At 67.9% G+C, this 12,372-nt stretch carries 16 protein-coding genes; 10 read left to right on the forward strand and 6 right to left on the reverse strand.

Features of this window, described 5'->3' with window-relative positions; all coding sequences use genetic code 11:
• Positions 1 to 89: 89 nt before the first annotated feature.
• The 8 genes from ABW16_RS08735 to ABW16_RS08770 are packed head-to-tail and all read left to right on the forward strand — an operon-like array spanning position 90 to position 4,630.
• Complete coding sequence (locus ABW16_RS08735; RefSeq protein WP_047318758.1) at positions 90 to 503, forward strand: ChaB family protein; 414 nt, start codon at positions 90 to 92, stop codon at positions 501 to 503.
• Positions 487 to 969 (forward strand): Na+/H+ antiporter subunit E, encoded by a 483-nt coding sequence (locus tag ABW16_RS08740; RefSeq protein ID WP_157864233.1) that lies wholly within the window; start codon positions 487 to 489, stop codon positions 967 to 969. Before ABW16_RS08735 ends, ABW16_RS08740 begins: the two co-directional genes overlap by 17 nt.
• Entirely contained in the window at positions 966 to 1,220 is a 255-nt protein-coding gene (locus ABW16_RS08745) for an MrpF/PhaF family protein (protein ID WP_047318760.1), read from the forward strand. The genes ABW16_RS08740 and ABW16_RS08745 overlap by 4 nt, the downstream gene beginning before the upstream one ends.
• Entirely contained in the window at positions 1,217 to 1,510 is a 294-nt protein-coding gene (locus ABW16_RS08750; protein WP_052956818.1) for a monovalent cation/H(+) antiporter subunit G, read from the forward strand. Before ABW16_RS08745 ends, ABW16_RS08750 begins: the two co-directional genes overlap by 4 nt.
• Positions 1,507 to 1,758 (forward strand): Na(+)/H(+) antiporter subunit B, encoded by a 252-nt coding sequence (locus tag ABW16_RS08755; protein ID WP_047318761.1) that lies wholly within the window; start codon positions 1,507 to 1,509, stop codon positions 1,756 to 1,758. Before ABW16_RS08750 ends, ABW16_RS08755 begins: the two co-directional genes overlap by 4 nt.
• On the forward strand, positions 1,755 to 2,510 hold the full coding sequence (locus tag ABW16_RS08760; RefSeq protein WP_047318762.1) for an MnhB domain-containing protein: 756 nt from the start codon (positions 1,755 to 1,757) through the stop codon (positions 2,508 to 2,510). Before ABW16_RS08755 ends, ABW16_RS08760 begins: the two co-directional genes overlap by 4 nt.
• Positions 2,507 to 2,851, forward strand: a complete 345-nt coding sequence (locus tag ABW16_RS08765; RefSeq protein ID WP_047318763.1) for a sodium:proton antiporter — start codon at positions 2,507 to 2,509, stop codon at positions 2,849 to 2,851. Before ABW16_RS08760 ends, ABW16_RS08765 begins: the two co-directional genes overlap by 4 nt.
• Positions 2,852 to 2,857: 6 nt before the next feature.
• Positions 2,858 to 4,630, forward strand: coding sequence for a complex I subunit 5 family protein (locus tag ABW16_RS08770; RefSeq protein WP_200900630.1), 1,773 nt, complete (start codon positions 2,858 to 2,860; stop codon positions 4,628 to 4,630).
• On the opposite strand, the gene ABW16_RS08775 is transcribed toward ABW16_RS08770, so the two are convergent.
• Genes ABW16_RS08775 through ABW16_RS08785 form a run of 3 tightly spaced genes read right to left on the reverse strand, consistent with a single transcriptional unit; the run spans position 4,564 to position 6,804 of the window.
• Complete coding sequence (locus tag ABW16_RS08775) at positions 4,564 to 5,322, reverse strand: metallophosphoesterase family protein (RefSeq protein ID WP_047318764.1); 759 nt, start codon at positions 5,320 to 5,322, stop codon at positions 4,564 to 4,566. The genes ABW16_RS08770 and ABW16_RS08775 overlap by 67 nt on opposite strands.
• Positions 5,319 to 6,122, reverse strand: coding sequence for a nucleotidyltransferase (locus ABW16_RS08780; protein ID WP_047318765.1), 804 nt, complete (start codon positions 6,120 to 6,122; stop codon positions 5,319 to 5,321). Before ABW16_RS08780 ends, ABW16_RS08775 begins: the two co-directional genes overlap by 4 nt.
• Complete coding sequence (locus ABW16_RS08785) at positions 6,115 to 6,804, reverse strand: HAD family hydrolase (RefSeq protein WP_082134008.1); 690 nt, start codon at positions 6,802 to 6,804, stop codon at positions 6,115 to 6,117. The genes ABW16_RS08780 and ABW16_RS08785 overlap by 8 nt, the downstream gene beginning before the upstream one ends.
• Before the next feature lie 99 nt (positions 6,805 to 6,903).
• Here ABW16_RS08785 and ABW16_RS08790 point away from each other — a divergent pair, with 99 nt between their 5' ends.
• Positions 6,904 to 9,030 carry a catalase gene (locus ABW16_RS08790; RefSeq protein WP_047318766.1) on the forward strand — a complete coding sequence of 709 codons (2,127 nt, stop codon included), beginning with the start codon at positions 6,904 to 6,906 and terminating at the stop codon, positions 9,028 to 9,030.
• Between the two features lie 10 nt (positions 9,031 to 9,040).
• Here ABW16_RS08790 and ABW16_RS08795 read toward each other — a convergent pair whose 3' ends face one another.
• Together ABW16_RS08795 and ABW16_RS08800 are read right to left on the reverse strand one after the other, a co-directional pair.
• Positions 9,041 to 9,478 (reverse strand): STAS domain-containing protein, encoded by a 438-nt coding sequence (locus tag ABW16_RS08795; RefSeq protein ID WP_047318767.1) that lies wholly within the window; start codon positions 9,476 to 9,478, stop codon positions 9,041 to 9,043.
• A gap of 193 nt (positions 9,479 to 9,671) precedes the next feature.
• A complete protein-coding gene (locus ABW16_RS08800; protein WP_047318768.1) occupies positions 9,672 to 10,679 on the reverse strand; it encodes an iron-containing redox enzyme family protein in 1,008 nt (335 codons plus the stop codon).
• Positions 10,680 to 10,760: 81 nt separating this feature from the next.
• Here ABW16_RS08800 and ABW16_RS08805 point away from each other — a divergent pair, with 81 nt between their 5' ends.
• Positions 10,761 to 11,747, forward strand: a complete 987-nt coding sequence (locus tag ABW16_RS08805) for a TIGR03557 family F420-dependent LLM class oxidoreductase (protein ID WP_047318769.1) — start codon at positions 10,761 to 10,763, stop codon at positions 11,745 to 11,747.
• A 220-nt stretch (positions 11,748 to 11,967) separates the two neighbouring features.
• On the opposite strand, the gene ABW16_RS24290 is transcribed toward ABW16_RS08805, so the two are convergent.
• The gene (locus tag ABW16_RS24290) at positions 11,968 to 12,369 is read right to left on the reverse strand and encodes a GNAT family N-acetyltransferase (RefSeq protein WP_082134009.1); all 402 of its coding nucleotides are present in this window, start codon (positions 12,367 to 12,369) and stop codon (positions 11,968 to 11,970) included.
• Positions 12,370 to 12,372 lie beyond the last annotated feature (3 nt).

Below are 12,372 nucleotides of genomic sequence, written 5' to 3' on the forward strand. Positions count from 1 at the left end.
CAGGTCAGCTCGCGTACGGCTGCCGAAATGGTTGCTGAGCCGCTACATCGGGTAACCAACCCGGATTGCAGTCGCTGATTGGAGGTCTCATGCCCAAGACGACGAAGAGCGGCACCGCCAAACGCGGCGAGTTGCCCAGCACACTGCAGCGCTCCAGCGCCAAGGCGCAACGCACCTTCGCCAAAGCGCACGACGCCGCCGCCAAGGAATACGGCAGCGAACAGCGTGCGCACCGGGTCGCCTACGCCGCGCTCAAGCACAGTTTCGAAAAGGTCGGGGATCATTGGGAGCCCAAGAAGAAGCGCGGCCCCTCGGACAAGCGCGCGGCCGGCGGCGGCCCGAACAATTCCGGACCGTCCGCAGAAGGCGTCGACGCCAACGCCAGCAAGCAGCATCTGCTCGATGTCGCCCGCCGGCTGGACATTCACGGACGATCGACGATGCGCAAATCCGAACTGGTCACGGCGATCAAGAAGCACAACCGCCGTGTCCGCGGTAAGTAGCCGGCTGACGGGGTTCATCGGCGAGACGCTGTCGTGGTGGTTGGCCACCGGCGCGGTGTGGGTGGTGACGCTCACGACGCGGACCGCCCAGGAATTGTTTGCGGCGGCAGTATGCACGGTTCCGTGTGCGGTGGTTGCCCACGCAGCACGGCGGGCCAACGGCGGTAGTTGGCGGTTTCGACTGGGGTGGCTGCGCTGGGTGCCGGCCGTCGCCGGTGAACTGCTGGCGCAGACGGCTCAGGTGTGGGCCTACGTCCTGATTCCGTCACGACGTCCCCGATCGGCGGTCGGCTCGGTGGTGTTGCCCGAGGAGCCGGCATCGGTCGCGGCCGCGCGCCGCGCCGCTGCGACCTTGGCCTTGGCCACCACGCCGGGAACCGTCGTGCTCGACGCGGCCGCGCGGACGGTGCGGGTACACCGGGTCGGGCAGCGTCCGGGCGCGCTGGAGCAGGCGGTGCGGCGATGAGCGCGGGTGAGCTGGCCGCGCTGGCGCTGCTGACCGGGGTGTTCGTGCCAGGCGTCTGGATGGCTTCTCGGGGCGCGGCCCGCCGGCGTCTGGTCGGCCTGGAATTCGCCGGTGTCGGCGCGGTCGCCACCCTGATGGTGCTGGCCGTCTCGTGGCGTCAGGACTGGACCCTGATCGTTGCACTGGTGTTGGCGCTGATCACCTTTCCCGGGACCCTGGTCTACACCCGGCTGCTGGCGAGCGAACCGTGATCGCCTGGCTGCTGGTCATCGCCGGCATATCGGTCATGGCCTGCTGCGCGGTCGCTGCCGCGGCCGTCGATGGTGTGTTGGACCGCCTGCACCTGCTGAGCGTGACCACCTCGGTCGGGTTCCCACTGACCGGGCTGGGCCTGATAGTGCAGCGCGGCTTCACCGAGGCCTCGGCGATGGTCTTGCTCATCAGTGTGCTGGTGTTGCTGACCGCGCCGGTGATGTCGGCAGCCACCGCCCGGCTGACCGCCCAGGACGCCGGGGTGGTGAAAGCCCACTCGCCATCATGACCACCCTGGTCCTGGTCTCGCTCACGACGGTCGGCATCACCGGAACCGTCGTCGCGCTGACCGGCGACCCGCAGCGGCAGGCGATCGTGCTGTCGGTGTTCGGCCTGGCCCTCACAATCTTGTTCGTACTGCTGCAGGCGCCCGACGTGGCGTTGTCCCAGTTGCTCATCGGCGGTGTGGTGGTGCCGTTGATGGTCATGCTGACCGTCCGGACGGTGCAGCGTCGACACCGGGAGATCAGCCGGTGAACCGCGCATGGCGCACGGCGCTGTTCCTCGCCGGCGCGGCCGGGTTGGGTGTGCTGCTGTGGCTGGGATTCGCCGAGCTGCCTGCGTTCGGCCAGGCGCATCACGGGTATCGGGATCTTGCGGTGCGGGCCGCCTTTTCGCACGCCACCGCCAACGTGGTGGCCTCGGTGAACTTCGACCAGCGTGCCCTGGACACGCTCGGCGAGGAGACCATCCTGGTCGCGTCGGTGACCGGTGTGATGGCCCTGCTGCGGCCCGCTGTCGAGGAGCGTGAGTATCACGACTCAGATGGCGTCCAAGGCCGCAGCACCGCCCTGGACGCCACCCGATTCGTCGGATACCTGCTGCTGCCGGTGACCCTGGCGGTGGGCATCGATGTCGTGGTGCACGGGCATCTGACCCCGGGCGGGGGTTTCCAGGGCGGCGTACTGCTGGCCGCGGGTCTGCATCTGCTCTATGTCACCGGAAGCTTCCGGGCGCTGGACCGGTTGCGCCCGGTCAACGTCTTCGACGTGGCCGAGGCGCTGGGCGCAGCGGCGTTCGCCGGTATCGGCGTCACCGGCTTGATCACCGGCGGAGCATTCCTGCTCAACGTGGTACCGACCGGCACCCGGGGGCAGTTGCTGTCCGCGGGGACGGTGCCGCTGCTCAACGCGGCGGTCGGCATCGCGGTGGCGTGCGGCATGACCGTGCTGCTGGCGCAGTTCCTGGCTCAGGAGATCACTGTCGCTCCGCGACGGGAGAAGTCGTGAGCAGCTACATATACGGCGTGGCGGGCTGGCTGGTGCTGATCGGATCGTTCGGAATCGTCCGTAGCCACAACCTGATTCACGCGGTGGTGTGCTTGTCGGTGGCGCAGGCCGGTACTTACCTGCTGTTGTTGACGGTCGGTTACCAGCGTGGCGCGGCGCCGCCGATCTTCGTCGATTCGCCCGGACCGGCTGCAGTGGTCGACCCGGTGGTGCAGGCGATGACACTCACCGACATCGTCATTCAGGCCACCGTCACCGCGCTGCTGCTGGCGCTGGCCATCCAGGTCCACAAACGCCACCACACTCTGGACCCGGACCAGTTGTCGGCACTGCGGGGCTGAATCGCCGTGCCGGCCACCACCGCCGCCGTGCTGCCGCTGCTGGTCGCGGCACCGATCCTGTCGGCTTGCCTGCTGCTGGCGCTGCACGGCCGGGTGTCCCGCCCGGCGGCCAATGCGCTGGTGCTGGCCGTGTCGGCGGCCTCCACTGCGGCGGCCGGCGCCGTGCTGGTCGCGGCATCCGGCCGCACGATGGTGGTCTGGATCGGCGACTGGCGCCCGCACGCCGGCCTGGCGGTCGGTATCGCTTTGGCCGCGGATCCACTCTCGGCGGGACTGGCGGTCCTGGTGGGTTCGCTGACCGTCTGCGCGGCCCTGCACAGTCGCCGCGGCCTCGACGAGGCCGGTACCCGCTTCGACGCGCTGCTGTTGATCTTCCTGGCGGCGATGAACGGCTTCGTGCTGGCGGCGGACCTGTTCAACCTGTTCGTGTTCTTCGAGCTGATGGGTGCGGTCGGCTACGCACTGACCGGAATCAAGATCGAGGACCGGTCGGCGATCCAGGGCGCGCTCAACTTCGGCATCATCCAGTCACTCAGTGCCTGCCTGACGCTGATCGGCATCACCGTGCTCTACGGGCGCGTCGGCCAGTTGGGGATGGCCCAGCTCGGTGCGGCGCTGCGCGGCCCGCCCGACGCCCTGGTGGTGGCCGCCTTCGTGCTGGTGTCGGCGGCGCTGTTGGTCAAGGCCGCCATCGTGCCGCTGCACTTCTGGCTGGCCGACGCGCACGCCGTGGCACCGGCCGGGGTGTGCGTGTTGTTCTCCGGGGTCATGGTCGAACTGGGGCTCTACGGGCTGTGGCGGGTGTATTGGGAGGTGTTCGCGGGTGCGCTGCCGCCGGCGGTGGTCAGCCGGGTGTTCGTGGTGGCAGGTGCGCTGACCGCCGGTGTCGGCGCGGTGATGTGCCTGCTGCAGCGGCACCTCAAGCGGCTGCTGGCCTATTCCACCGTCGGCCACCTGGGGTTGTCGCTGGTGGCCACCGCGACGCTGACCTCCCACGGCATAGCGGGCGCTGCGGTGTACCTGATCGGCCACGCCGGGGCCAAGTCGGCGTTGTTTCTGATCGTGGGAGTCCTGTTGGACCGCCACCACAGTGTCGACGAATGGGAGTTGGCCGGACGCGGCCGGGGTCAGCCCCTGCTGGCGGCCTGCTTCGGCACCGCGGCCGTCGCGCTGGCCGGCCTGCCGCCGTTCGGCACGGCACTGGGCAAGTCCCTGTGCGAGGAGGCCGTCGGCAGCGGCTGGGGATCGGCGCTGTTTCTTGGGGTTTCGGCGTTCACCGGCGGTGCCGTGCTGCGGGCCGGCGTCCGGTGCTTCACCGGCATCGGCGGACGAACCGAGCCGTCCGACGACCCGCGCCGGACCCGAGGCGACGAGGAGCCCGATACCTGGCTGCGGCGCACTCCGCCCAGCATGTACCTGGCGATCGGGCTGCTGCTGGCCGGTTGCCTGGCCGCCGGCGTACTGCCCGGGGTCGCGCACGGGGCGCAGAGCGCCGCAACGCGTTTCGTCGACGCCGGCGCCGCGACCGCGGCGTCCATGCCGGGCTGGTCGGTGGCCGGGGCCGCAATGAGCGCCGTCGGTGCGCTCGCGGCGGCCGGGGTGGCGGCCGCCGGACTGTTCCGCTGGACTCCAGCGGTGCACCGAACTGCCACCACCGTTGCCGCACCGCTGTTCAGCGCCCTACGTGCCGCGCACTCCGGACACATCGGCGACTACGTGGCATGGATGTTCGCCGCGCTCGCCGCGCTCGCCGCCGCAATCGGATTGCCGCTGACCTGATACACGGCATAGGGCGCCCGGATCAGCGGGCGGGCCACATTGCGCACCGCGACACCACCGGCGGTGCGGCCCTTCTCGATTCCGGCGTGGGCGTGACCGTGCACGGCCAGGTCGGCGCCGGCGTCGTCGATGGCCTCGGCCAGCAGACACGATCCCAGAAAGGGGTAGATCTCCGGGGGCTCGCCGTACAGGGTGTCGGCGACAGGGGAGTAGTGCAGCAGCGCGATCCGATAGTCCGTGCGCAGCGCACGCAGGCCGTCGCGCAGCTGGTCGGATGCGGCCTGGGTGGCGCCGACGAAGGCCTTCATCTCCGGTTCCCCGAAGGCGGTGGCACATCGGCCGGCGAAACCGCCGCCGAAGCCCTTCACACCGGCGACACCGACCCGCTGCCGCTGCACGTCGACGGTGTGGGTCTCGCCTTCCAGGACGGCGATCCCGGCGTCGCGCAGCGCCGCGGTGATCTCGTGCTGCTGATTCTGGTGATAGTCGTGGTTGCCGAGCACGCACACCACCGGCACCGGGCAGTCCATCAGTTCCTCGGCGACCACCCGGCCCTCGGCGGCGGACCCGTGACGGGTCAGGTCGCCGGCCACCAGCAGCATGTCGGCCCGGGTGTCGAGACCGTGCCAGTGCAGGGTGCCGCGCGAGTCCTCGCCCAGATGAATGTCTCCGACGGCCGCTACCCGAATCACCCGGTCACCTGCTCTGCGGGTTCGACCAGCTGCACCACCTCGATGTCGTTGATGACGTTGCGCGGACCGACGAGGCGACGCACCGCCGACTCGATCGTCGCTCTGCGTTGCGGGCCGTTGACCGACCCGGTCAAACACACCGAGTCGTCGTCGATGTCGATCCCGATGCCCAGCTCTCCGATTTCCGGGTCCTCCGCGAGCGTCCGGCGTACGACGGCGACCAGATGGGCGGGCGGCTGGTGCTGCGCGGTGTGATCGTCGTCGACGATGGACAGCCCGCGCAGCAACTGCCAGAACGCTTCGGCGAACGGCGAATTCCGCAGACGCCGGCGCACCTGCGGCCAGTCCACCTGTTCGCGCAGGATTCGCGCGACGATGAGGAGCTCGGCGAAATCGCAGCGGTGGCAGTCCAGCACCGCAAGCTTCTGCACCATCAGGTCGGTGGCGGTGATGACTCGGGCGATCACCGAGCCGACCTGAACCGGCGGCGCGCCCGAAATGGTCTCGGCACTCACGGGAATCTCGCCGAGATGATGGATCAGGTCCACCAGCACCTCGCCGTCGAAGACCTTGAGCAGCCAGTCTTCCGGCGGCTGAACCCGCGACATACCGGCCTCGGCTAGGGCTTTCGCCGCCCGCTCGGCTTCGGACGGTTCGACCAGCAGGTCGATGTCGTGGTGGGAGTGCGGACCGCCGCGGGCATACACCGCCGCGCCGCCGGCCAGCGCGAACGGCACGTCGGCGCGATGCAGCGCGCCGACCACTCGGGTCAGGGTGGTCAAGAACGTGGACTCATCCATGCTCGCCCCTTCCGTCGGTCAGGCCGGCGATCGGTGTCTGATCAAGGTGCTCGAGCAGATCCTCGGCGTTGTCGAAAACGGCAGCGGCACCGGCTGTTTCCAGTTCGGCGCGAGAGACGCCGCCGCTGAGCAGACAGATGCTGGGCACCCCGGCGCGCAGACATGCCTGCGCGTCCCAGACCGCGTCGCCCACGAAGACCGCGCGCTGCGCCGTTGCGCCGACCCGGTCCAGCGCAATCCCGATGATGTCTGGATTCGGCTTCGCGACGTCGACATCGGCCGACGAGGTGACGGCCGCGACCAGGTCGTCGCAGCCGAGCACTTTGCGCAGCACCGCCAACTCATCGTCGGGCGCCGAGGTGGCCAGCACCACCGCAAGGCCGAGGGCAGCCACGCGTTCCAGCAGCTTCCGGGCACCAGGCAGCGGCGACAGCAAGGCCGAGGACTGCAAGTAGTACTGCGAGTGCAGGTCTTTGAGCCGCTGGCGGACGTCGTCGGATGCGTCGTCGGACAACACGCGCACCAGCTCGGATCCGTCCATTCCGATGGCGCGGTGGATGCGCCACGACTCCACCTCGAGGTGCAGCTCGGCGAATGCGCGCCGCCAGGCGTACACGTGCAGATAGTTGGAATCGACCAGCGTGCCGTCGACGTCGAACAACACAGCCGAGTGGGCGCTCACGGTGTTCCTCTCTCGTTTGCCGATGTCCGGGCCGTTTGCGGATGTCCCGGCTGGGATACCCACCCACGGACTTCCCAAATACTGACGAGAGGAAAAGCGGTGGCTACCGAGGACCGTGATGCCAAGCAGCGACAGCTCGACGAGTGCCGGGTCGACCGGCAGTCCGGGTACCTGACGACTCAGCAGGGGGTGCGAGTCGACCACACCGACGACGCGTTGACCGTCGGTGAGCGTGGGCCGACCCTGTTGGAGGACTTCCATGCCCGGGAGAAGATCACCCACTTCGATCACGAGCGGATCCCCGAGCGGGTGGTGCATGCCCGCGGTTCGGGCGCTTACGGTTACTTCGAGCCCTACGACGACTCGCTTGCGCAGTACACCGCGGCACGGTTTCTGACCACGCCGGGTACCAAGACGCCGGTGTTCGTGCGGTTCTCCACCGTGGCGGGCTTCCGCGGCTCGGCCGACACCGTGCGCGACGTGCGCGGCTTCGCCACGAAGTTCTACACCGAGGCGGGAAACTACGATCTGGTGGGCAATAACTTTCCGGTGTTCTTCATTCAGGACGGCATCAAGTTCCCGGATTTCGTGCACGCGGTGAAACCCGAGCCGGACAACGAGATTCCGCAGGCCCAGTCCGCTCACGACACGCTGTGGGACTTTGTGTCGCTGCAGCCGGAGACCTTGCACGCCATCATGTGGCTGATGTCGGACCGCGCCTTGCCGCGCAGTTACCGGATGATGCAGGGCTTCGGCGTACACACCTTCCGTTTCGTCAACGCCAAGGGCGAAGGGACATTCGTGAAATTCCACTGGAAGCCGAAGCTCGGAGTGCATTCGCTGATCTGGGACGAATGCCAGAAGATCGCCGGCAAGGACCCCGACTTCAACCGCCGGGACCTGTGGGACGCCATTGCGGCGGGTCAGTTTCCGGAATGGGAACTCGGCGTGCAGCTGGTGGCGGAAAGCGACGAGTTCAATTTCGACTTCGACCTGTTGGACGCCACCAAAATCATTCCCGAAGAACAGGTTCCGGTGCGCCCGGTAGGAAGGATGGTGCTCAACCGTAACCCGGAGAACTTCTTCGCCGAAACCGAGCAGGTGGCCTTCTGTACCGCCAACGTGGTGCCGGGAATCGACTTCACCAATGACCCGTTGCTGCAGTTCCGCAACTTCTCCTACCTCGACACCCAGCTGATCCGGCTCGGCGGGCCCAACTTCGCCCAGCTCCCGGTCAACCGGCCGATCGTCGATGTGCGCAATAACCAGCACGACGGCTACGGCCAGCACGCGATTCCGACGGGGAAGTCCAGCTACTACAAGAACTCAGTGGGGGGCGGTTGCCCGGCGCTGGCGGACGAAGGGGTGTTCCGGCACTACACCGAGAAGGTGGACGGCGCCAAGATCCGCAAGCGCGCCGCGAGTTTCGAGAACCACTACAGCCAGGCGCGGATGTTCTGGCGCAGCATGTCCGAGCCGGAGGCCAAGCACATCGTCGCCGCCTACGCCTTCGAACTGGGGAAATGCGAGACCATCGAGATCCGGCAGCGGGTGGTCGAACAACTCAACTTGGTTGACCACGGCCTGGCGCGGCAGGTGGCCGAGAAACTGGGCCTGGCGGCACCCGACGAGCGGCCCGTCGACGAGGTGGTGCTGTCACCGGCGCTCTCGCAGCTGAGCGACGCCGGTGTTCCCGCCGGGACGGCTGCGCCCGGCATCGAAAGTCGCAAGATCGCAGTGCTGGCCGCCGACGGGGTGGACGTCGAAGGGGTCGAACGGTTCGTCGCGGCGATGCGGGAGCGTGGCGCGATCGCCGAGGTGCTGGCGCCCATCGCCGGTGGTCAGCTCGCCGGCGGCTCCGGTGGGCAGTTGAGTGTCGACCGGGCCTTCACAACGATGGCGTCGGTGCTCTACGACGCGGTGGTCGTGCCATGTGGGCCAGACGCCGTGCAGGCGCTCTCCGGCGACGGGTATGCGATGCACTTCGTCACGGAGGCCTACAAACACCTCAAGGTGGTCGGGGCGTTCGGGGCTGGTGTCACGCTGCTGCCCAAGGCCGGCATCTCCGAGCAGCCGGCCGAGGACACCACGGTCGTGGTCTCGTCCGGGGTGGTGACGACGACCGCAGCCGCGGATGACCTCAACGACGAGTTCTTCGACGCGTTCGCCGCCGCACTCGCCGAGCACCGCGCCTGGAACCGCGCTGCCGACGCGGTTCCCGCCTAGGTCTCCTCGATCAGGGCACCAGGCGAAGTGGGCGGCCGGACCGCTGCACCTCGGCCAACGCGTCCGTCAGCGAGTCCACCAGCGGAAGCCGAGCGTGCGGATCGCAGATCCGCAGCAAGGTCGACAGCGCGGGACTCTGGACCACCTTCAGTTTGGTCTGTGCGCTGCAACATTGCGCGCTGATCGACTGAAGAGCTGAAAACCCGGTGGTCCCAATAAATGTCAGTTCAGAGAGATCCACCACCAGCCATTCGCAGCATTCGGCGCAGCGTTTGGCGTAGTCCGCGAATGAGCTGGCGTTCGCCGCGTCGATCTCCCCGTTCACGGCGACGACGGCTCCGGTGCGACCCCAGTGGACAGTGAACTTGGCGGTGTGATTCCGCCAAACTTGAGTGGCTTCCGTTGCGGGAGTGGCGAAAGCGTTCTGAGTAATCTTGCTGATCGTCATGTTGTGGCTCCATCAGTCGACGAATCGTGCTGTTGGATCACGTCAACGTAATCACTTCCGGGTCTGCGTTTACGCGGTGACGTTTCACTGCGGCTGTGAACTCAACCGGAGGAACCAGACGTTACCGAGGTCCACTCCGATTGGCCAAGAGATACCCGACAATTTCTGGAAAATCCCAGTGAAACCTTAAGTTTCAGTTTGTGAGCAGCGATGAACGTCCGGCCGACCAGGCCGAGGTCATCAGGTCGGCGAGCCGATTTTCCACAGCGTCGAGAGCTCGCATACCGAATACGACATCCGTCTCCAATTGCGGAGCACCGTCCAACAGGTCGCCGATCACGTCGGTGCGCACCACCTGTTCGTGTACCGCATCGGCCTCGACGTGCTCGGCGTAGAACGCCACGCACGGCTCCGGCGCGCCCATCCGCCGCAGCGCGGAAACCAGGCGACGTGAGCCGGGCGGGGAGGTGATCTCGGTGGCCGCGAAGTGTCCGGCGGCCGCACCCCGCCAGCGGCGGTGCAGCCCGAACAGCGACATCAGGTTCACTACCGCCAGCGACTCGGCGGGAACAACGTCGAGGTAGGCGAGGTAACCGGCATCCAGCCCGGCAGCGGTGAGCAGGTCGGCGAAGAGCTGCTGGTGCACCCGCGGCCCTCGCCCGGCGCCGTACTCGTCGTATTCGACCGCGACGAACGACGCCTTGGCCTGGCCGGTCAGGCGCGGGATGAGCCAGGCGTGCGGATCGCCCTCTTTGAGGTGGTACAGCGATCTGTGCACGAAGTACTCGCGCGCCTGCTCCCAGGTGCCCTGATCGCGCAGGAACCACGAGGGCCCGGTACCGTGTACGGGCTCGGTTGCCGCAGCATCCATTTCGGCATTGGCCGTCGCGTCCGGGGGGATCACTCCGACATCCCGGCGGACGCGATCGAGGAACGCGTGCTCCAGTTGTGCACGCAGCTCCAGCAGGGTGGCGTCCCACTCCCAACCCGGGTCCACTCCGGCGAACCCGCGGTAATGCAACTCGTAGCAGACGTACAGCGCCAGTTGCAGGTCGCGGCCATAGGGGTCGGCGTCGGCGGTCGGGGGAATGAACTCGTGGGCCGCCCCGGCGGGCCGACGCACCAGGCCGCACACCGCCGCGGACAACGGCCCGCACGCGACGGGCAGACGCGGCTCGGTGTGGATCATTGCGCTGGACACGCTTGCGGGTACCCCGCGTGGGGACTGTGCCAAACGGCGCCGCGTCGTTTCGGCGGTCGGCCGTTGGGTATCCCGAGCAGCATGACACGCTTCGGCTACACCCTGATGACCGAGCAGAGCGGGCCGGCAGAGCTGGTCCGGTACGCCGTTGCCGCCGAAGAACGCGGTTTCGACTTCGCGGTGTGCAGCGATCACTTTTCGCCGTGGTTGGCATCGCAGGGCCACGCCCCCAATGCGTGGGCGCTGCTGGGGGCGGTCGCGCACGCCACCCAGCACATGGGTCTGTACAGCTACGTGACCTGTCCGACGATGCGCTACCACCCAGCGATCGTGGCCCAGCAGGCCGCCACCGTGCAGATCCTCGCCGAGGGCCGGTTCACCCTGGGCCTGGGCAGCGGGGAGAACCTCAACGAGCACATCGTGACGGGAGCCGGTTGGCCGAACGTAGCGCGCAGGCAGGCCATGCTCGGCGAAGCCATCAAGATCATCCGCGAGCTGCTGATGGGCGAGACGGTCGACCACGACGGCGACTACTTCCATGTCGACCAAGCGCGGCTGTGGGACCTTCCGGACATCCCGGTCGCGCTGGCCGTGGCCATGTCGGGACCCAAGGGCGTGGACAGATTCGCCGCGGCCGCCGATCACCTGATCGCGGTGCAGCCCGACCGGGATCTGGTCCAGTCCTGGCATGCCGCACGGCAGGCGGCCGGGCTGGCCGGCGGTGGGCGAGTCATCGGTCAGCTGCCGGTGTGCTGGGACCCCGACCGGGATACGGCGATACAGCGCGCCCATCGGCAGTTCCGTTGGTTCGGCGGCGGATGGCTGGTCAATTCCGAGCTACCGACACCGGCCGCGTTCGCTGCCGCCACCCGCTACGTGCAGCCGCGGGATGTCGCCGGCGCCATTGCATGCGGACCGGATCTGGATGCGATCGTCGATGCGGTCGGCGCCTACCGGGACGCCGGATTCACCGACATCGCGCTGATCCAGATCGGCGACCAGTCCCAGGAGGCATTCCTCAAGGAGGCCGCAGAGCCGCTGCTGGCGGCGCTGCGCGACGCACCGTAACGGTTTCGGGTGCAAGCGCCGAGGGTACAGGGACCTCATGGACGACACCGATGAGGGAATCGATCGCAGGCGTACTACCCAGCCGCGGGCCGGACTGGTGTTCAAGGACCGCCGCGAGTTGCCGGGATTGGTCATGCTGCTGATGGCGGCACTCGCATTGGTGGGTTTCATGAGCGCTGCCGCGCAGCACGACGCCGGGTGGACGCTCGGCTTCGGAATCTCAGTTCTGGTGCTGGCAATCGGCGGCTTGACCTGGGTTTTCATCGGTCGAAACCGCACCACCCACGCCGGCAATCACCGGCGTCAGACCTAACGCGCCCGCGGCGAACCGGGACACCGCCTGTGCTCCGGTGAGTGCCGCCTGGTCATGCCCGGAGCGATGGCGGCTGCCGATCTCACCCGAGGCTGGATTCAGCGTCACCTCGGCCAACAGTTCGCCCGTCGTCGGCTCGCAGACCGCCCAGAAGTAGCGCGAGTCATCGGCCCAGCCGGAGGCTGCCTTCGCGACGTAGTCCGGGTCGGATTCACCCAGATCGGCCAGGGTGGGACGGTCGTCGACTCGGTCGTCAGCCCGTGGCATCCGCAGATACCACGGGCCGGCGTTGATCTCGACGGGTTCGATGTC

Origin of the sequence: Mycolicibacter heraklionensis, from assembly GCF_001021505.1 — a bacterium.
GTDB lineage: Bacteria > Actinomycetota > Actinomycetes > Mycobacteriales > Mycobacteriaceae > Mycobacterium > Mycobacterium heraklionense.